We start from the raw sequence: 21,440 nt of genomic DNA, 5'->3' as shown, positions 1-21,440 counted from the left end.
GACGACCGCTGGATAGACAAAGCTGTGACTCGGAACGAGCGATAGGAGGTGCCCTTGACACTGTTTCTTGGATACGACCCTGGCGGAAAAGCGAAGAACGGCGTCGCTGCAATTCGGTTGAATTCGGACGCGCCAGAAATCGTAGAAACGGCAACTGTTCTCGATGCTGCCGAGGCCTTGGAATGGCTTGCAATCCATGCGAGCAACGCCCAGGCGCTCGGCATAGATACCCTGCTCGCCTGACCGATGCTGAAATCCGCGCGTTCAACATGCTTGTTAGCGGTTTCATCGACGAGCTTGCGAACCTGCTGGACGGCGAACTAGGCGACGCGCTGCAACGCGTAGCGAATGGGGCCGCCCCCATTGCCGGCGTGGTGTTCGCCCTGATCCGTGCGCTGCTGACTACGCCGGAGTTGCGGGCACGCTTCAAAGGGCTGGTGTTCCAGCTGGTGACGGTTTTCGTGACCGGCCTGCCTGGCACAGACGACGACCTGTTCACCAGCTTTGTGCTGTCCGGCGGGTTCTTCAACGACGGGATCGGCAACCAGCGGACCGGTTTCATGCGGGTCTTCGGCGGGTTCGAAGGACAAAGTACCCCGGCCAGCGCCGACGTGGCCAACAACCTTCCCAGCGGCGAGGTGTTCGACACCATCGGCAGCTTCGAGGTCCGGGAAATCCCCGTAAACAGCAGCCGCGGGCGCTACACCTCGACCCAGTTCGTGGCCATCCGCGACACTCTGGCCCCGCCGGTCGGCGTCTTGTGACAGGTAGGCGGTGCAGGTCGGCTTGCCTTTGCGCCCCAGCCCACGAACACTCGCAGAACGCTGCCTCAACGCGGCCCCAGACGGGGCCGCGTGCCCCGCTAGGCGACTACCGGGGAGACCGAAACTCCTGGGAATCACGAAGCGGCCCAAAGCGGTGACTCGATTAAGTCTCGTTATTCTGCAGATGCAGTCCGCTTTGCCGCCATTCGCTGCAGGTGCAAATATTGAGTTCAATAGGCGCACTGCATTTTGTGGCAAGAAGACGGAACGGTCATTGTTTCAAGAAAGGAACGCGGAAAGTTTTTCGAGCAACGTCTCTGGAGCTTCTTCGGGAATCGCGTGGCCACAGGGCAAGGCGCACCCGGTGACCTGCTCGGCCTTGTCTCTCCACGTCGCCGCCACATCATAGAGCGCACCGACTACGCTCTTTTCGCCCCAGATTGCCAATAGGGGCGCCGAGATACGTCTGTCCCGGTCAGCCCGGTCGTGTTCCAGGTCTATGCTTGCAGAGGCCCTGTAATCCTCGCAGATCGCGTGAATGGTGGCCGGATGCTGATAGGTGCGCAGATATTCCGCAATGGCCTCTTCGCTAACTGCGCCCTCGATTTTGACTTGACCGGAGATGTGACGTCGCAGGAAGTATTCCGGATCGCTGCCGATCATCTTTTCTGGAAGACCGTCGGGTTGGATCAGGAAGAACCACCAGAAATACCGGGTGGCAAACTCCTGATCGGTCTTGTTGTACATCGTCAGCGTTGGCGCGATATCCAGCACCGCCAGCCGATCGACGGCCTCCGGCGCATCCAGCGCCAGCCGGTGCGCAACCCTAGCACCGCGATCGTGGCCGATGACCGAAAACCGATCATGCCCTAGTGATGCCATCAGAGCGATCTGGTCCTGCGCCATCACGCGTTTCGAATAGGTCAGATGTGCGTCGTCGCTTTGCGGCTTCTCGCTGTCTCCGTAACCGCGCAAATCTGGCGCGATCACATGATATCCGGCGGCGGCCAATTGCGGCGCGATCTTGCGCCACACGATATGCGTTTGCGGATGGCCGTGCAGCAAGAGGACCGGTGGACCTTCGCCTGCGCTGGCACAGTTGATCTCGATGCCGGGCAGCGCGACCTTTTCAACCGTGAACCCATCCAGGAAGCGAGAGGCGGGCATCTAAGACAGATCCAAAACCGCGTCGGCAATCGCAGCCCCACACGTCTTTGTGTCTGCATGCCCGCCGAGGTCGGGCGTCCGCAATGCCTCTTCGGACAGGACCTGCTCGATCGCCGTTACAATGCCTTGGCCGGCTTCTTTCGCGTCCAGATGATCCAGCATCATTGCAGCGGCCCAGATCTGCCCCACTGGGTTTGCAACACCCTTGCCTGCGATGTCGGGCGCGGACCCGTGTACCGGCTCGAACAGCGACGGAAATTTGCCCTCAGGGTTGATATTGCCGGATGGAGCGATGCCGATCGTGCCTGTGCAGGCGGGACCGAGGTCCGAAAGGATGTCGCCGAAAAGGTTCGAGGCGACGACAACGTCGAACCAATCCGGATGCAACACAAACTGGGCGGTCAGAATATCGATGTGGTACTTGTCCACCTTCACATCAGGGTACCGCGTTGCCATCTCGGCCACGCGTTCGTCCCAATAGGGCATTGTGATCGAAATACCGTTGGATTTGGTCGCTGATGTCAAATGCCCGCTGCGCTGCTGCGCCAGATCAAAGGCATACTTCAAAATCCGATCCACGCCGATGCGGCTCATCACCGTTTCCTGAATGACGACTTCGCGTTCCGTGTTCGGAAAAATGCGCCCGCCGATCGAGGAATACTCCCCCTCGGTGTTCTCGCGCACGATCATCATGTCGATGTCGCCGGGCGCGCGACCTGTCAGCGGCAGTGGCACTCCCGGCATGGCGCGGGCCGGGCGGAGGCTGACATATTGGTCGAATTCTCTGCGGAACTGGATAAGCGAACCCCAGAGCGAGACGTGGTCGGGCACCAGATCGGGCCAGCCAACGGCGCCAAAAAACAGAGCATCGCTTCCGGCCAACTGGTCTTTCCAGTCAGAGGGCATCATCTTACCGTGCTTCACATAGTAGTCGGCTGATGCGAAATCGTACTCGGTGAATTCGAACCCAAGATCAAACCGCCTTTGCGCAGCCTGCAAAACCCGGAGACCTTCTGGAACAGTTTCCTTCCCAATGCCGTCGCCTGGGATAACTGCGATTTTCCAGCTATTTTGTGGCACTTTGGTTCCCCCTCAATGAATGCGCTGCGCACGGAACCTCGTACAGCGCACCGATCAGAACGCAAGACATGTTTGCCTTTTTGGCGGTTCACCCGTTCCACGGTTATACAAAGTCAACTGAACTGCAGTATCAAGCTACTTGGGCTTAAGCACAATTCTGTGGCTGCCTGCGTTTCATCGCCGTGACCGAATAGTAGCGATTATTTCTGTCGGCCCTTTCCGGACATTCACAGCAGCCATTGACGCCGCGGTGCGGTATCCCCAGAGCGGACCTTCATTCACTGCGCGGCATTGTGGGTTCGTTAACCTGAAAGATCAGACCCCATTTAACTCTAGCCGGTGCTCTTTACCGTCTACAGCAAGTGAGCGGGCGTCCATCGGAAAAGGCTTTTCTCATATTCGGAAATTGATTTCGAAAGCCACTGCATGAACAGCTTTGCCGCTGGCCGAACCGGACCAGGCAGCGTGACAAGGTAATAGCCGATCTGCGGTATCGGATCATCAAACAGCGCCACGAGCTTTCCTGACTTCAACTCGTCAGAGATAAAGGCCGGTACCGTCGCTCCGATACCATCACCTCGGCGGATGCCATCCAGCAGCATGTTGCCCGGCATGCGGACCACTCTCCGATCCGCTTCGGGCGGGATTCCGACCTTTTCCAACCACAGATCAAACTCGATTGACGCTTGTTCCTGAAGAAGAGTAAAATCAAGCAATTCTGCAGGATTCGTGAGCACCCGGTTTCCGATCAGTTCGCTGGACGCGACGACCGTCAGACAGCCGGGTAGCAGCATCTGCGAGACAAGCCCTGGCCAGCGACCTGTTCCGTATCGGATGGCCATATCAATTCCGCCCGGCTTGAGGTCGACAGCCTGGATCGTTGAATCGATCCTCAATTCGGTATTGGGGAATTCGTCAATAAACGTCGACAGACGCGGCATGAGGAACGCGCTTGAAAACATTGGAGTCGCGCTGACCACCAACGGCCGAACCGACTCTGCGCTCGACACGCTTTCGGTCACGGAGGCCACTTCAGCGAAGGCTTCAAGCAGCCCAGCCGACAGGAATTCACCTTGCGATGTCAGAGAAATGCCGTGCCGCGTACGAGTGATAAGCCGGGTGCCGAGATGTTGTTCGAGCCCGCGGATTTGCTGGCTGACTGCGGAATGGGTCACGTTCAGTGCCTCTGCCGCCCGGGTAAGATTTCGAAACTCGGCAGCGGCGGCGAAGGCCTTGAGTGATGTCAACGAGGGAAGCGTGCGCCAATCCATAAGTTAGATTATCTAACAATATAGAAAAATTTACAACTATGTGATCTCCCGATGCTGGCGCATGCTGGTGCAGGAATTCATTGGCGGACACAGGAGGCTAACATCATGAAACTTGCTGTATTGGGACTGGGCAACATGGGGTCAGCGCTGGCGCATTGCCTGCTCAAGGCAGGCCACGATGTCAGTGTTTGGAACCGCACGTCGGAAAAGGCAGAGGTTTTCGCTGAGGCTGGCGCTACGATCTGCTCCTCACCGGATGATGCCGTTGCCGTGTCTGATTTTGTTATCATCTGTATAAAAGGCCACAAGGAAACTGTTGAACTGGTCAACGGGCTGAGTGTTGCGCTAAAGGGTAAGACCATCTGCGACATGAGCACGGGCGATACCTCGGATGCAGATAGAGTGGTCGCCATCCTGGAGAGACAGGGGGCTGGCTACATGCTGGGCATGATCAATGCCTACCCTTCCGGCATTGGCGGTGACGAAACCACAATCCTCACGGTGGGCAGTGCCGGAACCTGGGACCGTTATGGCAGCATCATCAAAGAATTGGGTGGAAAGTCCGCCCGTGTTGGAGAGAAACCAGCGGCACTTGCCGCGCTCTTCGCCGGCCTCTTCACTGTTCGGCAAGGGTTTATGTTCGGAATGATATACGGTGCACTTGTCTGCCAGAAAGCGGGCATCCCGATGCAGGTTTATGCCGACCAACTCCCTGCCACGATCAAACTGGTCAATGACTACCATGATCTCTTTGCCAGAACTGTTCCGACCGAAGATTACGACAATGCCGAAGCCTCGTTGAAAGTCTACGCATTGGCGCAGGAGGATGCGCTTAAGACCTTCCAGTCTGTAAATGCTCCGGCTGAGTTCATCCGGTTGATGCATGACCGCACAAGGGCAGCCTGGAACGAAGGTTATGGCGACAAGCAACTGACCTCGCTAGTTCAGCACATGGCGGATACATGATGCAACAAGGATCTAACGGCCCTGAGCCGCCGTTGATCATACAATCAAGATGCTGAGGTGCGGCCCGTAGAAGCGTTCATCTATCGTTATCGCAGCACCCTCAAAGAACAAACAAAGTAGTGTCGGGCATGATCAACATTTTGGCTCGCGCCAAGAACCTCAGAGTAACAAAATTAGAAGAATTGGGAATGTCACGACTGCGAACAATGTGGATACGACGACCAGACCTGCCACTGATTGCGCATCGGCACTATACTTTTCCGCTATGAGGTAACTTGTAACAGCGGCGGGTGCAGAAAGCTGCAAAACCAGAATACCAAAGGCTACGTGGGGCAAGCTGAACCAAAGTGCGACGGTCCATGCGACACTGGCGCATAGAACCGTCTTGGTCAGGGCAATCCATACCGAACGCCCAAGATTTTGGGGTGTTAACCGTGCAACAGCTACACCCAAAGTTATCAGCATCATCGGAATAGCCATCTGCCCAAGAAGTGATAGGGTGCTGGTCACGACCTTCGGCGTTTCCCATCCCTGCCACAGAAACAGGGCGCCCAAGAGGGTTGCGGTGACGATAGGCTCCTTGAATATCGCCAGCGGAGAACTGGTGCGGGAAACAACCCAGATGCCAAAGGTAAATGTGTAAATTGCTGAGATGGCGAAGATTACAACGGCATATCCCAGCCCCTCATCGCCAAAGGCGAAGAAAGCTAGGGGTAGTCCGATATTGCCGGTATTTCCCATCGCTATGGGGGCCAGATAGGTGCGCAAATCCAGGTTGGTGATCTTGACTAATATCCAGGCTACACCCGTCACCGCTATGTAACTGACAATGGATGCGGCGCTGATCAGCGACAACGATTGCGCAGGAATCTCCGTTTCCATCAGAGCCACAAATATCAAAGCGGGCACGGCAAGCGTCATGGCAAGTCGCGTTACAAATTCTACTCTGTATTCAAAGCCCAGCCGCACCCACGAGAAACCAATCCCGGCCAGGAAAAACACTGGAGCAGTAATTTCAAGGATTTTCAGTGCTAATATCAAGTGGCGCTCTGATTTGCTTCCCAAGAATTTTCGACATCTATGTCACAGCCATGCTCCGGCTGCATCTGATTATGTTTGGATGAAACCAAACTACTCGACATCAAGCCTTTTTGGAGGACAGTGCGGCCCATTGCTGACATTCGACATCTCTCAAAATTCATCTACCGGCTTCCCGAAACCTGCCATTCGTGCAACGTGCAGCAATTTGAACGTCAATCGAACGAACACGGGAAAAATCGGCTGTTCAGAAAAGCACCCGACAGACCTCAAATGAGTATTCTCGAGAATTTGAGTATCCGAGTGGAATTGAGGCATGCGCGTTTTGTCCTGTTCAACGTGGAACCTATGACAGGTATGTTGGCAACATGGATAACAAGATCGCCCGCAACCTTTCACTGAAGCAGTTTCGCGCCTTTGTCGCAGTTGCAAAATGCGGGTCTTTTAGTGCTGCCGCGCAGGAACTCGCGGTTTCGCAACCTGCGCTTTCGCTGAGCATTCAGCAGTTTGAAGAGATCGTTGGCGTTCCGTTGCTTTCCCGGACAACCCGTTCGGTTTCTCTGACATCGCATGGGCAGGAGTTTCTACCGAAAGCAGAAAAGATACTGGCAGACGTTGAATCCGCCATTCTCTCCACCCGCAAAAGTGCTGAAAAACAGAAAAACCGAGTCAACGTCGCGGTATTGCCATCTGTTGCCATTCGGGTCCTGCCGCAAGCCATGCGCAGCTATGCAGAACTGGCGCCCGACGTGAAAATCCACATGCAGGACGATAATGGGCGTGGGGTTGAATCGCAGGTGCAGAATGGAGACGCGGATTTCGGAATTTCCAACAGCTGGTCGGACAATCCGGAACTCAACTACCGCCCGTTCATACGGGACCAGATGGGACTGATTTGTCGCGGCGACCATGATCTGGCACGCCGCAAAAACCCTTTGACTTGGTCCAGCCTGGCAAACCTGTCCTTTGCCGGTATGGCGGTGGATACCGGGACCAGCCGCCTGACCAAGGACGTGAAGGGGTTGCCCGCGTGCGTTGTCTCACCTGATTTCACGGTTCTCACCATCGCCGCGCTTGTCGGTATCATCGAAAATGGCGACGCAGTTTCAGCCCTGCCCGCGTTGGCGGCCCCGGATTATCTGAATCCGTCGCTCGTCTACCGGGGCCTCTCAGAGCCGGTTGTGTATCGAGAACTGCAGCTGATCACCTCAAAAAGTCGCCCGCCTTCCCCTGCTGCCGAAAAATTCATCGGGTTTTTGCTCGACCAATCTTATGCAATTTCTTCAATGTTTCCAAACCGTACGGTGGCGGCGATTACCACACCCACCTAACTTATTTGTTTTCCAAATAAGTTGTTCGATTCTTCAAATTTTACTTTGCCCGCCCTCTGCGCGAAGCAGATTCCGAACGCGCCAATTGCCAAGGAGGGCACAACATGCTTGCAGCTCTATCAGATAGAATTCGACCCGAAGCCGAGGCCATGGACCTTGCCCGGCTCGGATCCCTGCATTCCTCTACCCTCAGCTTCATGCGCACGCTTGTTCGGCGGATCATGAAGGAAGAGTGGACCATCGAACGCTCGCGTTTTGATCTCGACAATGACGGCTTTGGCACCGCGATCTACCGGATCGAGACGCCGAACGACATTTTCAGCTTTGTGCTGTTTTCCACGCCGCTGTCCGATGAGGCCCGCAATGACCGGGTGATCGCGACCAGCTGGGACCTGACCATGGCGCTGTGCGAGGGCGAGGTGGACGAGGTCTGGCTCGAAGATCTGCGCCGCAACGTGCCCAAGCAGGAAGCGGGACGGGTTGATGCCCGCGTGTTCAGCCTGTCGCGCGCCAATCGCAGCTCGCGCCTGTTCAGCTATGTTCTGGAAGAGTTGAGCGCCGGTCGTCAGCCGGATGCGGACAGGATTGCCGAGGTCGGCTATCTCTATCGTACAACAGCGGTCTATGGCAGCGGCAAGCTGGGCATGGCGGACTGGAACAAGGTGCGCAGCAAGTTTACCGATTTCAACCGTCCCTTCGCGCCGGAGATGTTCATCTGTTACATGCTGCGCCAGTTCAGCCTTGATCAGGTCGACCATATTGCAAAATCGCGCGCGCCCGAAACCGCGGTGGCGCTGGATGACGAACTAAAACGCTTTTTCGGGATCGGTAACTCCACTGGCCTCGGCATGGCGCCCTATCTGGTGAACCATGGCGAGTTGTTCAGCCAATGGGTCGAAATGCGCGAAACCGCACTCGCACAGGTACTGCACAAAGCCGCGCCGACCGAATGGCGGATCAGCCTGTTTCACGATCTGGTCAACAAAGGCAAACAGCATTTTGCGGAAAGCATGACCAGCGATGCCGAGCAGATCGAACGCAACCGCGTGCTGATCACAGAACTCGACGAAGTGGATGCCTGGGTCAAGGATCAGGGCGACAGGCTGGAGACATGGTCGGTACTGTCGGATCATGCCCACGACGCATGGAGCCTGGAGACGCAGGAATTGATCCATGCAATCTGCCTGGAAATTCACCCCGAACTGGTCAACGATCTGGAGGACAATTTCACCGTCATCCCCAACCCGGTGATCGATCCTGCCATGACCACAGACGAACTGCGGCAAATGATCGAAACTCGTTACGACTGGGCCTTGGAGATCGACTTTTCCGACCCGAGCAATTCCGACGCCTTCTGGTATCGCTCCGAAGAGAAACTCGAACCGCGGCTGGGTTTCGCCGGGGCCGACCCGGGGATCGAAAAACAGATGCCTCTGCCAATCGGCCGCCGTGTGCGCGAATGTTATGACCTGCTGATCGAGGATCTGGCAGAACATGCCGGCTCGGACGTGGTTCACTTCCTCCTGCGCCGCCCTGCGATGAAAAGCATCGTGCGTCGTATCCAGACAATGTCACGGCACAGATACGCCGAAATCCGCGCTAACCTGGCGGACCGCAATGTGCGCCCGATGGACCTGCTGCGCTGCAAGCTCGCCTTCTTCGGCGTGAGCAAGTTCGATCCGCGCTCCAAGCTCTGGGTGCGCAACACAATGTATCAGGGCGCGCCGCTGATCGACGATATCGGCCAGACCTATGACAGCTGGTTCCTGCCACTGAAACCCGAAATGAAGGAGGCCCGGGCATGAGAGTATCCCGCAATGAAATGGTCGCGGCCCTGTCGCGCGCCTACGAGGGCGCGGGCCACCATATCGGTGACTACGAAGACGCGGCCCAGCTGGTCACCTGGTCACATATGTGCGGGCTGGGCGGTTTCGACCGCATCGCCCTGCCACCGGTCGGCCCGAAAGGTGGCGCGACCCCCAGACTGGTGTTCGAAAACGCCGATATCGCGGTCATCGATGCCGGCGGGGCAGATGTCTGTGAACATGGCTCACTGGCGGCGCATCTGGCCCATTCCAAGGCGCAGAAGGCGGGCTTTGCCATTGTCGAACTAGCCAATTGCCGGTACCCCGACCTGATCCTGCGCAGCCTGTCGCTGGTGGCGCAGCAAGGCGTCTTCATATCTGCCTACTGGACGGATCAGGCCGGATCGCACGGTGCCAGCTTCGAGAGTGGGGCGATCTTTCCTCATTACTGGCGCGTGGAAAAGACCAACACGGCCAAGGAATGTTCAACCGTCACCATCATCTGCACCACGCAATCGACCTTGCTGGCGGACGCGGTGACCCGTCAGGCGGAACAACCGGGGGTGAAGCGGCTTGAGATTTCGGCAGCGCAAATGGCTGCCAGTTATGATCGTTCGCTGGAAATGGGAATCGCAGTTCCGCCCGGCCATTGGGATGCGTTAAACGCTGCCGCCTGGCCTATCCTTGTACCTTCCGGCCAGCAATCGCGCGCAGGTGCTGGCCCGGGCTGAAGCTTGCTGGAGTCTAGGGTCCGATTGAATCCTGACAGGCGGATCAATTTGTAGCCTGAGCGGGCGATGAGCTAACCGGCTTGTCGCCTGCACTCTCCAGGCAAATCAAACTAAGTGTCCATTTGCTCAATTGAGTGAACCACATCCGATGTCTTTCGGATGTGGTCCTAAACGGTCATTCGGCTCTACTCAAATCCGTTGACAACACCGCAGACGAAGCTGCTCAATTCACAATCCATACGAACGAAGCGATGCCGCCGTCATCGAAGCCCATGCACGATCAGGGGATAGATCGGCTCACCGTTCTTTTGCCCCTCATGGGCAACGATCGGATTTTCGAACGCGCCGAAATAGGTCCAGCCCTTGGACACGAGGACATTGGTGATCACATATTCAACCGAATTTCGCTTGGTAAGCATCCTTTTTTTGTCTAGCCGATACCCTAGGATGTCATTCGGGTCAGAGAAGGCAACTACGTCAATCCGTTGCGGTTTTGCCCTGGCACTGCGATCAGATCCGAGCAAATCGAGGAATTGCGATAGCGTGTCTCCGGTAGACGCTGTCTTGTTGCTTCGCGAGGGATCGATATGGGCCTGACCGAGCATGGGCAGTTGGTTGGAGACCATGTAGATCGCCCGGACAGACCGAAGCCGGGTCGACAAAGCATCACCACCTTGCCTGTCGTCAAGAGCGAGCATCGCATCGAACAGTATCTTTGATCCCAGACTGACAGATATGAAAGAGAGTGGGGCCGGGTCATATGCGCGTGACGCCAACTGGCATCCGGTGCGCTCCCCCACTCTTTTTGAGACAGGTCTGCCAGTCGTCGTGCCACCAAGCACGTCGCAGACGGCTTCCTGCATGCTGGCACGGATCTTGTCACCGTTCGGGCCGGTGTAGACGATTGCGTCGATCAGGCAGTCATTCATCAGCCCCGCCCGGATGTGGTGATTCAAGCTGGCGCGGATCGGGGCGTTGGGATCATCGCGCCTGCGTTTACTGTCAAAATCGAGATTTTTGCGGTGCTTATCGATTGTTTTCCCCCAGGCGAGGAAGGTCAGGTCGATCGTCTTGCCTGTGCCAAACAACGTGAAGTCGAACCGCTGCACGACTGAATTGTCATTGTCGCTTCCAAAATCCTTTTGGCCGCGCGCGACGAGTTTTCCTCCGCCAAATTGGTCGGAAAGCAGTGTCGCCTGCTCCATCGCCCATTTCTTATCTTTTCCCGCCGAGCACATTCCGTGGGTCATAAGAACCCGAATACGCTTTTCCTCAGTCTCGTTGAGTGTCGAGAGTATGCCTTTGTATCCGGTGCTGTCGATTTCCGGCTGCTGATACGGTTTGGAGCAGGCAGTAATCGACGCCGCAAGCAAAACAAAAATCGAAAAACGAACTGTTTTTATCAACATCTGGACAGTCTCCCATTTGGCTTGCGAGGAGAGCGTGCGTGAAATCGCCTAGGCTAGTATCGCCTCATCAATCCGTTTTTGCTCTCTCTAACCTCTTCTTGGGAATCCTAGGCTGCGAAGTCATGCCACCTTTAGCGCTTATGCAATACATACAACCTTACCCGAATGTGCGGCAGGTTTACAGCGCAACTGAGCCGAACCGAGCTGACCGGAGATTTGAAAGGCCTTCTTGTAGGTCCGTTTCGTGCGGATGGGGCCGCTCAGTTGTCGAAGCTTCGGATCCGATGCGGATTTAGGATGCGTCCCTGCGCACAAGAGAACTCCCAACTCGCTGATCGGCCCATACCAGACATTCAGTACCTTTCGGAATTCACGTATTGGCTTTCCGAAAATTGACACCGGTGGTCGGCGCAGCAATTTGGGTTATTGAACGACTCCAGCACAAACGGAGCCGCTGTGCGTTACTGAACTCAAAGGTGCGATACAGGCGACTTGCGGCCAGATAAACACTTTCTGTCCTTATTTGTTATGACAAAGTGTTTTGGTACCGAGCAATATTGCTCGGTTTAATCGCATCCTATCCACTCGAATGGTAGATCCGGGCGAAACGGCCACTTCTAAAATCGGTTGATAGGCTCATATCAACCAAAGCGATTTGGTCGTGATTCGTCGCACTGAACCGAGGAAACAGAGACCCTGCCAATTTGCCGCATGCTTTGAGTGTCGCATTGCGAGCAATATTGCATGCAATTGCATACCAAAACTCGCGATTGCAGAAGAAAGTTTCAGGGCCATTCCACGGAAAACATTGAGAAACCTTTCTGATGAAAAATAATTGACAAATTTACAAGGTGAGTTAGCCAACTTTTTTACAAAAAAATATATTTATATCGGTATGTTGATAGGAAATACACAAATTGATGTATGTTTCGACAGCACGCATAAAAAATCCGCATTTCTGAAGAAAACGTGACGCGACGCTTGGAGGAGCACATGAAAACCAAGGAAATTACACAGCCAATGGGTGATGTTGGAGCTACAGTCGACCACCCTAAGCCGCACGTCACCGCAAAGGATTACGCGGAGATGTATGCCGCATCTGTGCGAGACCCCAACACATTTTGGGCAGAGCAAGGTAAGCGCCTGGATTGGATCAAACCCTTTTCGAAAGTAAAGAACACGTCGTTCGAGCCTGGAAATATCGACATTCGTTGGTTCGAAGATGGCACGCTAAACGTCTCGGCAAATTGCATTGATCGCCACCTTGCGAAGCGCGGGGATCAGACTGCGATCATTTGGGAGCCCGACGACTCCAGGACAGAAAAAGCCCAGCATATCACCTACAGGCAACTGCACAATTCTGTCTGCAAGATGGCCAATGTTTTGCGGTCACTTGGTGTCGACAAGGGCGACCGGGTTGTCATCTACCTGCCCATGATCCCAGAGGCCGCCTTTGCGATGTTGGCCTGCACGCGGATCGGGGCTATCCATTCTATCGTTTTCGCAGGTTTCTCCCCGGACGCCTTGGGGGCAAGGATCAATGGCTGCGATGCAAAAGTTGTCATCACCGCCGATTTTGCACCCCGAGGCGGACGAGAAACGCCTTTGAAATCGAACGCCGACACCGCGCTTTTACATTGCAAGGAGCATGTGAAATGCCTGGTGGTCAAGCGGACCGGCGGACAGACCACCTGGACCAATCGCGACCATGACTGCAATGCGATGATGGACGAAGCCTCGGCGGAGTGCGCACCTGTCGAAATGGCCGCGGAAGACCCGCTGTTCATCCTGTACACCTCCGGTTCCACCGGTCAACCAAAGGGTGTGGTGCATACGACGGGGGGCTATCTTCTGTACGCCGCCATGACGCACCAGATCGTTTTCGATTACCACGACGGAGACATTTTCTGGTGCACGGCGGATGTCGGCTGGGTCACGGGCCACAGCTATATCGTGTATGGCCCGCTGGCCAACGGGGCGACCACGGTCATGTTCGAGGGTGTGCCGACCTACCCGGATGCGGGTCGCTTTTGGGAGGTGTGCGCCGAACACAAGGTGAACCAGTTTTACACGGCTCCGACCGCCATTCGTGCCCTCATGGGTGCAGGAAATGATTGGGTGGAGAAGCACGATCTGTCCAGTCTCCGGGTGTTGGGATCCGTTGGAGAGCCGATCAACCCGGAAGCCTGGAACTGGTACAACGATGTCGTCGGCAAAGGGAACTGCCCTATCGTCGACACGTTCTGGCAAACGGAAACCGGTGGCCACATGCTGACCCCGCTGCCCGGTGCCACCACCCTGAAACCCGGCGCTGCACAGCAACCTTTCTTTGGTGTGCAACCCGTCGTGCTTGAGCCGACAAGCGGTGATGTCGTCGAAGGCAATGGCGTCGAAGGTGTGCTTTGTATCAAAGATAGCTGGCCCGGCCAGATGCGCACGGTCTGGGGTGATCATGAACGCTTCGAAAAGACCTATTTCGGCGACTATAAAGGCTACTACTTTTCGGGCGACGGGTGTCGCCGCGATGAAGATGGCGACTATTGGATCACCGGTCGCGTTGATGATGTGATCAACGTTTCCGGCCACCGTATGGGCACTGCCGAGGTCGAAAGCGCCCTCGTTGCGCATGCCAAAGTGGCCGAAAGTGCTGTCGTCGGTTACCCCCACGATGTGAAGGGTCAGGGCATCTATGCTTATGTCACCCTTATGAACGGACAAGAGCCTTCGGACGAGCTTCGCAAGGAGTTGGAAGTCTGGGTTCGGACCGAGATTGGCCCGATTGCCAAACCTGACCTTATTCAGTGGGCGCCGGGCTTGCCGAAAACCCGTTCAGGCAAGATCATGCGGCGCATTCTGCGCAAGATCGCTGAAGATGACTACGACTCCTTGGGCGATACATCGACGCTCGCTGATCCTTTGGTCGTTGACGACCTGATTGCCAATCGCATGAACCGGAGGGACGCGTGATGGACAGCGTAATGACCAAAACCGCCGCGCCGGTTTTGATCCTGCTCGGCCCTCCCGGGGCGGGCAAGGGCACTCAGGCCCGCATGCTTGAGGAAAAATATGCTCTGATCCAGCTTTCAACCGGCGACCTTCTACGCGCCGCAGTTGCAACCGGGACAGAAGCCGGTCAACGCGCCAAGGCCGTGATGGAGGCCGGAGACCTGGTCAGCGACGAGATCGTCATCGCGATCCTGCATGACCGCCTGCGCGAACCAGATTGTGCCAAGGGCGTTATCCTTGATGGCTTCCCACGCACCACGGTGCAGGCCGAAGCACTTGATGCGTTGTTGCAGACCACCGGCCAGCAGATCAATGCCGCGATCAGCCTTGAAGTCGAGGATGCCGCCATGGTCGATCGTATTTCCGGGCGTTTCACCTGTGGTGGTTGCGGCGAAGGGTATCATGACCGCTTCAAACCCACGGCCAAACCGAACACCTGCGACAAATGCGGGTCGACCGAGATGAAACGGCGTTCGGATGACAACGCGGAAACTGTGGAACTTCGTCTGCAAGCTTACCACGACCAGACCGCCCCGCTGATTACCTACTACGAGAACGCCGGTGCGCTTAATCGCATCGACGCTATGGGTCCGATTGGCAAGATCGCATCCGATTTAAGCGCTGTTGTGTCCAAGGCTACGGCATAGGGCACATCAACGCTCGGCCCCCTTTTAGGGGGATAGAGGGACAGATATTTAGGGAGGAAACCCATGTCTCAAAACGATGGAAATAACGCCTATTGGGATGCCAACGTGCGTCTTATCCTGATCAGCCTGGTCGTCTGGGCGGTGGTCTCATTCGGATTTGGGATCATCCTGCGCCCAATGCTGTCGGGTATTCCCGTTGGCGGCACTGATCTTGGTTTCTGGTTTGCCCAGCAAGGTTCGATCATCATCTTCCTGATCCTGATCTTCTTCTATGCCTGGCGCATGAACAAGCTCGATCAGCAACACGGCGTGGACGAGGAATAAACAATGGATCAGTTTACACTTAACCTGCTGTTCGTGGGAGCATCCTTTGCGCTCTACATCGGCATCGCGGTTTGGGCCCGGGCGGGCTCGACCTCTGAATTCTACGCAGCTGGTCGCGGCGTGCACCCTGTCACCAACGGAATGGCGACGGCTGCTGACTGGATGTCTGCGGCGTCCTTCATTTCAATGGCGGGCCTGATTGCGTTCACAGGCTATGACAACTCATCCTTCCTGATGGGTTGGACGGGTGGCTACGTACTTCTGGCGCTGCTGCTGGCACCTTACCTGCGCAAGTTTGGCAAGTTTACCGTGTCCGAGTTTATCGGCGATCGGTTCTATTCCAAAACCGCGCGCATGGTTGCCGTGATCTGCCTGCTGGTGGCCTCCATCACCTATGTGATCGGTCAGATGCAGGGGGTGGGCATTGCCTTTGGCCGCTTCCTTGAGATCGACGCCTTTTGGGGTCTTCTTATCGGGTCCTGTGTGGTGTTTGCCTATGCCGTTTTCGGCGGCATGAAGGGTGTGACTTATACTCAAGTCGCTCAGTACTGTGTTCTGATCACCGCTTACACAATTCCGGCGGTCTTCATTTCGCTGCAGCTGACAGGTAACCCGATCCCGGCTTTGGGCCTCTTCGGAGAGCACACCGCCTCGGGCGAGCCACTTCTGGCCAAGCTGGATGCGATCGTGACAGACCTTGGTTTCAAGGAGTATACCGCCGCGCACGGGTCAACCATCAACATGGTGCTCTTCACCTTGTCGCTGATGATCGGTACCGCTGGTTTGCCGCATGTCATCATGCGTTTCTTCACGGTGCCAAAAGTCTCCGATGCCCGTTGGTCGGCAGGTTGGACACTGGTATTCATCGCGTTGCTTTACCTGACAGCTCCGGCTGTAGGTGCCATGGCGCGGCTGAACATCTCAGAGCTGATGTGGCCAAATGGGACGGACGCCGTAGCGGTCAGCGTTGAACAGATCGAAAACGATCCGGAATACGCGTGGATGGCAACGTGGCAGAAAACCGGTCTTTTGGGCTGGGAAGACAAGAACGGTGATGGCCACATTCAGTATTACAACGACCAGAATGCTGATCTGCAAGCCAAGGCAGAAGCCAATGGATGGGAAGGTAACGAACTGACCAACTTCAACCGTGACATCCTCGTACTTGCCAACCCCGAGATCGCAAGCTTGCCCGGCTGGGTGATCGGTCTGGTGGCGGCAGGCGGCCTGGCGGCGGCTCTGTCAACGGCTGCGGGATTGCTCCTGGCGATCTCGTCGGCGGTCAGCCATGACTTGCTGAAGGGTCAATTGACGCCGAACATGTCTGAAAAGAGCGAGCTGCTGGCCGCGCGTATCTCGATGGCGGCAGCGATTGTGGTCGCGGTTATTCTCGGTCTCAATCCGCCGGGATTTGCGGCGCAAACCGTAGCACTGGCCTTTGGTCTTGCAGCGGCTTCGATCTTCCCGGCGCTGATGATGGGTATCTTCTCAACACGCATCAACAACGTGGGCGCGGTCGCGGGCATGCTTGCAGGGCTTGTCGTCACGCTGGTCTACATCTTCCTGCACAAAGGCTGGTTCTTTATCCCGGACACCAACATGTTCACGGATGCTGATCCTCTCCTGGGTCCGGTCAAGTCGACCTCCTTTGGTGCGGTCGGTGCGCTGGTCAACTTCATTGTGGCGTACGTCGTCTCCGGCATTACCAAGGAGACCCCGCAGGAGATCAAAGACCTTGTACAAAGTGTACGCATCCCGCGTGGGGCTGGCACTGCGGTTGACGGTCATTAAACAGGACGCCGGGCGCTGTCACTGAGGCAGCGCCCGTCATTCTCTATTTGTCCTGCCCGCCTCAAAGCGGGCGGGACACATCATTAGAAAGTTCCGATATGCCCCTACCGGCAAATTTGACGCAATTCCTCGCCTCAGTTCATCCCTATGACAGCCTCCCGGACGCGATGCTCGCATCTATGGCTGAGGCGTGCGATGCGCAGAGATTTGCAGTGGGCGAGACGATTTTCACGGTCGGAGACGAGATTTCCAGCCTCTACGTCATCGCCGGTGGTGAGGTTGAAATTACAGACGAGGCGGATGTCCAACTCTCCATCCTCGGCCCCCGAAATTCCTTTGGCGAGCGCGCATTGTTGCGAGGCGGAACTGCCAGCCGCACGGCCGTTACAACAAGGGAAACCACAATGATTGTGGTGCCGTCCGATGTTTTGTTCGGATTGATCGAAACCCACGCACCGGCGGCTAAATTCTTCGACCGCCGCCATCCGGGCCGATCTGACGGCAAGGACCTGACCACAATGCCGGTCAAGCAATTGATGACCCGCGATCCGGTGACCTGCACCCCGGAGACATCCATACGAGAGGCGGCCGCGCAAATGCACGGGCGCCGCATCTCTTCAGTTTGCATCAGCGATCCAGAGCACTTTCGCGGGATCGTCACCCTGCGCGACATAAATGGTCAGGTAGTCGTCCAGGGTAATGATCCGAATGCGCCGGTCTCTTCGATCATGTCTGCAGACCCGCTGACGCTGGGACCAAAAGCGCTGGTGACAGACGTTCTGCATATGATGGTCGAACGCGGGATCGGCCATGTGCCGATTGTGAAGGGACCCAAGCTTGTTGGTATTGTCACCCAAACCGACCTCACCCGCGTTCAGGCCATGTCTTCTGCTGATTTGGTCGGTCGTGTCGCCAAGGCCGCCGATGCCGCCGAGATGGCCCGGGCCACTGCTGAGATACCGCAGCTATTGGGGCAACTGGTGGAAACCGGCAACCGGCACGAGGTTGTAACCCGTTTGATCACGGACATTGCAGACACGGCCACACGCCGCCTTCTGGCACTGGCAGAAGACGCGCTTGGCGCGCCGCCGGTGCCTTACCTGTGGCTTGCCTGCGGCAGTCAGGGGCGTCAGGAGCAAACCGGCGTGTCGGATCAGGACAATTGCCTGATTCTGTCCGACGAGGTGCGCGAGGCCGACATGCCCTATTTTGCAGAGCTTGCGAAATATGTCAGCGACGGGCTGGATCGTTGCGGTTATTTTTATTGCCCCGGCGATATGATGGCGACCAACCCGCGCTGGTGTCAGCCGCTGCGCGTCTGGCGCGATTATTTCAAGGGCTGGATTGCCAGACCCGACCCGGAAGCACAGATGCTGTCTTCGGTCATGTTCGACCTGCGACCAATTGGTGGTGATGAAAACCTGTTTAAAAATCTCCAAAAGGACACTCTCAATGCGGCCTCCAAGAACTCGATTTTCACCGCGCATATGATTTCGAACTCGCTCAAACATCAGCCGCCGCTGGGGCTTTTGCGCGGTCTTGCCACCATCCGCTCAGGTGATCATCGCAATCAGCTTGATCTCAAACATAATGGTGTCGTGCCGGTTGTTGATCTGGGTCGGATTTATACGTTGCAGGGCCAGTTGCGCCCGGTAAACACCCGTGCCCGTCTTGAAGCAGCGATGGAGGCGGGTGTCCTGTCGAAACCCGGCGGGGCCGATCTTCTGGATGCCTATGACATGATCGCCATCACGCGGCTCGAGCATCAGACGATCCAGATCAAAATGGGTGAAAAACCCGGCAATTATCTCGATCCGTCCGTTTTGTCCGATTTCGAGCGCAGCCACCTGCGGGATGCATTTGTTGTGATCAAGACAATGCAATCGGCTGTGGGATCAGGGAAAGGTACGTTAGGGTGAGATCATGTTTGTAGAATTAATCGCCACAGTGTTTGCCGGCATCGCATGCGCCGGTATCGCCATGCTATTGAACAGGATCACTGGGCGGCGCTTGCCGAAATGGATCATGCCGGTTGTTGCGGGCCTGGGTATGATCGGCATGACAATTTCCAACGAATACACTTGGTTTGACCGCACCGCCGAACGCCTGCCCGAAGACGTGGAAATAGCCATGACCGTGGACGAGCAAAGCTGGCTCAGGCCCTGGACGCAAATCTGGCCCTATACCAAACGTTTCGTCGCCGTCGACACCGGAACCGCGCGCATGAATGAAAGCCTGCCGGATCAGAGGCTGGCCGATCTTTACTTCTTTGGGCGTTGGTCGCCGGTCAACAAGGCCCCAATGTTGTTTGATTGCAAGGACGCGCGCTCGGCACTGCTGATTGACGGGGCCGAGTTCGCAGATGACGGCGCCGTAGCCAACGCCGACTGGCAACGCATGCCCGACGGAGATCCGATTCTGAAACTCGTATGCGAGACCTGAGATGCTCACCGACCTCAGCCTGCGCTTCCGCATATTTCTGTTTTTCTGCTTTCTGGCAGTCGCAGGAACAGGGCTGGTTGGGGTGGCATTGGCATTTGGCTGGTCCCGCGCGGAAGTTGAGATGCCGATAACTCCGTTCGTCACGGCTTTCATCATCTTCGCCTTCCTGAACACCGGCCTTGTCGTCACCGTTTGGCTGCTGTTCGATGAGCAAGTCGCGAAGCCGATCAACAAACTTTCCGCAAGCATGCGCCTCGGCGCTCATTCGGGGCTCGACAGCCAGGTCAAGCCCGACAGCGCGCGATACCTTGGCGATCTCGCTTCAGCCGCAAACACTCTGACCCGGACTTTCAATTCATCTGTGATGAGCACAGCGGACGAAGTCGCCCGGGAAACACAACGTCTCAGGGCAGAAAGGGAACATCTTACTGCGATTTTGTCTGAAATTCCCATCGCCACGATCCTGTTGAACTCCGCGCAGGAAATTGTCCTTTATGACACACAGGCAGCCGACGTCTTGATGCAGATCGCACCACCCCGCCTGAAAGCGCCTTTGGCGGACTATCTGGACGCGAACGATGTATCTAAGGCCATGGAACGCTTGTCGGACACCAACACCGAAGTGCCGTTCAAACTCCATGATATCGCGCGTAAGAAAAGTTTCCGAGCCAGGTTGAAAGCACTCAAAGATGACGGTCACATGATTTTCATCGATGTTGAGGCGAAAGATTGCCAGCAGGTCGAACCGCGCCCTCTGATCTTTGACTTTGATCTGATGAGTGCCGCGGAGACCAGGCATATCAACGACACACCTGTGTCAGAGCTGTGCTTTGTTCCCTTCGACACGGAGACGACCGGATTGTCTGTTGAAAAGGATGCCATCGTGCAGCTTGCGGCGGTGCGGGTTCTGAACGGCCGAATCGTAGATGGTGAAGTGATGGACACCTATGTGAATCCCGGTCGGCCGATCCCGCCATCGTCTACCAAAATACATCACGTGACGGATGCTGACGTTGCCGACGCGGCAGATATCGGCGTGGTGGGACGTGTTTTTCATCACTTCGCCAAGGATGCCGTCCTGGTTGCCCATAATGCGCCGTTCGATATCGGTTTCCTACGGAAATCCGAGGCGCAAATGGGGGTCGACTGGGCCCACCCCGTTCTTGATACTGTGCTTTTGTCTGCTGTCGTTTTCGGCACTACCGAGGAGCATTCGCTGGATGCCCTTTGTGAACGTTTGTCAATCAAAATCCCCGCGCACCTCCGCCACACCGCCCTTGGAGATGCGAAGGCGACCGCTGACGCCTTGGTCAAACTTCTCCCGCTCCTTGAAGGCAAGGGAATCGTTACATTCAGCGAGTTGATTCACGAAACCAAGAAGCATGGTCGTTTGCTCCGCGATCTGAATGAATAAGAGGTGTCTGCTTTGCCGGGTTCTCGACCGGCTTTTCTGGAATTGAAGCAATTTACAAAATTCGGCTTAGTGCCGTCACTTGATTTCTATTGTTGCGTGACCTGGGTTTGAACGCCCACTTTCGTGATTTATTGAGCTGATTGTGCGTTCACAGCGTCCTTCCGCATTCCGCCGATTCTGTGGAAAAACAACGTGTTGCGAGCGCAGAAAGTAGTTAGCTGAACAGAGCGCGAACGCCTTTCTGATCAGGCTTG

General features: G+C 56.1%; 18 protein-coding genes. 13 read left to right on the top strand and 5 right to left on the bottom strand.

Annotated features, from left to right (window positions below):
- Positions 1-54: 54 nt before the first annotated feature.
- A complete protein-coding gene (locus LC334_RS18240) occupies positions 55-243 on the top strand; it encodes a hypothetical protein (RefSeq protein WP_176237749.1) in 189 nt (62 codons plus the stop codon).
- A gap of 26 nt (positions 244-269) precedes the next feature.
- Positions 270-764: a hypothetical protein gene (locus tag LC334_RS18235; RefSeq protein WP_085801826.1), complete on the top strand. Its 495-nt coding sequence runs from the start codon at positions 270-272 to the stop codon at positions 762-764.
- Between the two features lie 279 nt (positions 765-1,043).
- Here LC334_RS18235 and LC334_RS18230 read toward each other — a convergent pair whose 3' ends face one another.
- The 3 genes from LC334_RS18230 to LC334_RS18220 all read right to left on the bottom strand — a co-directional run bounded on the left by LC334_RS18230 (position 1,044) and on the right by LC334_RS18220 (position 4,282).
- Positions 1,044-1,931: an alpha/beta fold hydrolase gene (locus LC334_RS18230; RefSeq protein ID WP_085801825.1), complete on the bottom strand. Its 888-nt coding sequence runs from the start codon at positions 1,929-1,931 to the stop codon at positions 1,044-1,046.
- Positions 1,932-3,011 carry a tartrate dehydrogenase gene (locus LC334_RS18225; protein WP_085801824.1) on the bottom strand — a complete coding sequence of 360 codons (1,080 nt, stop codon included), beginning with the start codon at positions 3,009-3,011 and terminating at the stop codon, positions 1,932-1,934. It abuts the gene before it with no gap.
- A gap of 353 nt (positions 3,012-3,364) precedes the next feature.
- Positions 3,365-4,282 (bottom strand): LysR substrate-binding domain-containing protein, encoded by a 918-nt coding sequence (locus tag LC334_RS18220; protein ID WP_085801823.1) that lies wholly within the window; start codon positions 4,280-4,282, stop codon positions 3,365-3,367.
- A gap of 51 nt (positions 4,283-4,333) precedes the next feature.
- On the opposite strand from LC334_RS18220, the gene LC334_RS18215 reads away from it, so the two are divergent.
- Positions 4,334-5,248 (top strand): NAD(P)-dependent oxidoreductase, encoded by a 915-nt coding sequence (locus LC334_RS18215; RefSeq protein ID WP_085801822.1) that lies wholly within the window; start codon positions 4,334-4,336, stop codon positions 5,246-5,248.
- Between the two features lie 159 nt (positions 5,249-5,407).
- On the opposite strand, the gene LC334_RS18210 is transcribed toward LC334_RS18215, so the two are convergent.
- Complete coding sequence (locus tag LC334_RS18210; RefSeq protein ID WP_085801821.1) at positions 5,408-6,289, bottom strand: AEC family transporter; 882 nt, start codon at positions 6,287-6,289, stop codon at positions 5,408-5,410.
- A 365-nt stretch (positions 6,290-6,654) separates the two neighbouring features.
- Between LC334_RS18210 and LC334_RS18205 the strand changes: the two genes are divergently transcribed.
- From LC334_RS18205 to LC334_RS18195, 3 genes are all read left to right on the top strand, one after another.
- Entirely contained in the window at positions 6,655-7,617 is a 963-nt protein-coding gene (locus tag LC334_RS18205) for a LysR family transcriptional regulator (protein ID WP_085801820.1), read from the top strand.
- A gap of 104 nt (positions 7,618-7,721) precedes the next feature.
- Positions 7,722-9,422: a hypothetical protein gene (locus LC334_RS18200; protein WP_085801819.1), complete on the top strand. Its 1,701-nt coding sequence runs from the start codon at positions 7,722-7,724 to the stop codon at positions 9,420-9,422.
- Positions 9,419-10,153, top strand: coding sequence for a DUF3726 domain-containing protein (locus LC334_RS18195; protein ID WP_085801818.1), 735 nt, complete (start codon positions 9,419-9,421; stop codon positions 10,151-10,153). Before LC334_RS18200 ends, LC334_RS18195 begins: the two co-directional genes overlap by 4 nt.
- Positions 10,154-10,413: 260 nt before the next feature.
- On the opposite strand, the gene LC334_RS18190 is transcribed toward LC334_RS18195, so the two are convergent.
- The gene (locus LC334_RS18190) at positions 10,414-11,562 is read right to left on the bottom strand and encodes a hypothetical protein (RefSeq protein ID WP_085801817.1); all 1,149 of its coding nucleotides are present in this window, start codon (positions 11,560-11,562) and stop codon (positions 10,414-10,416) included.
- Positions 11,563-12,582: 1,020 nt separating this feature from the next.
- Here LC334_RS18190 and acs point away from each other — a divergent pair.
- The 7 genes from acs (at position 12,583) to LC334_RS18155 (ending at position 21,186) form a co-directional block, all read left to right on the top strand.
- Positions 12,583-14,529, top strand: a complete 1,947-nt coding sequence (gene acs / locus LC334_RS18185) for an acetate--CoA ligase (protein WP_085801896.1) — start codon at positions 12,583-12,585, stop codon at positions 14,527-14,529.
- Positions 14,529-15,215 (top strand): adenylate kinase, encoded by a 687-nt coding sequence (locus LC334_RS18180; RefSeq protein WP_085801816.1) that lies wholly within the window; start codon positions 14,529-14,531, stop codon positions 15,213-15,215. The genes acs and LC334_RS18180 overlap by 1 nt, the downstream gene beginning before the upstream one ends.
- Positions 15,216-15,278: 63 nt before the next feature.
- Positions 15,279-15,539, top strand: a complete 261-nt coding sequence (locus LC334_RS18175) for a DUF4212 domain-containing protein (protein WP_085801815.1) — start codon at positions 15,279-15,281, stop codon at positions 15,537-15,539.
- Positions 15,540-15,542: 3 nt separating this feature from the next.
- On the top strand, positions 15,543-17,330 hold the full coding sequence (locus LC334_RS18170; protein WP_085801814.1) for a sodium:solute symporter family protein: 1,788 nt from the start codon (positions 15,543-15,545) through the stop codon (positions 17,328-17,330).
- A 98-nt stretch (positions 17,331-17,428) separates the two neighbouring features.
- Positions 17,429-19,249: a DUF294 nucleotidyltransferase-like domain-containing protein gene (locus tag LC334_RS18165; RefSeq protein WP_085801813.1), complete on the top strand. Its 1,821-nt coding sequence runs from the start codon at positions 17,429-17,431 to the stop codon at positions 19,247-19,249.
- A 4-nt stretch (positions 19,250-19,253) separates the two neighbouring features.
- The gene (locus tag LC334_RS18160) at positions 19,254-19,772 is read left to right on the top strand and encodes a hypothetical protein (protein ID WP_085801812.1); all 519 of its coding nucleotides are present in this window, start codon (positions 19,254-19,256) and stop codon (positions 19,770-19,772) included.
- A gap of 1 nt (position 19,773) precedes the next feature.
- Positions 19,774-21,186, top strand: coding sequence for a 3'-5' exonuclease (locus tag LC334_RS18155; protein ID WP_085801811.1), 1,413 nt, complete (start codon positions 19,774-19,776; stop codon positions 21,184-21,186).
- Positions 21,187-21,440 lie beyond the last annotated feature (254 nt).

The organism is Roseovarius aestuarii, assembly GCF_019966515.1.
In the GTDB taxonomy this organism is placed as follows: domain Bacteria; phylum Pseudomonadota; class Alphaproteobacteria; order Rhodobacterales; family Rhodobacteraceae; genus Roseovarius; species Roseovarius aestuarii.
This window is presented reverse-complemented; position numbering and strand designations above follow the sequence as displayed.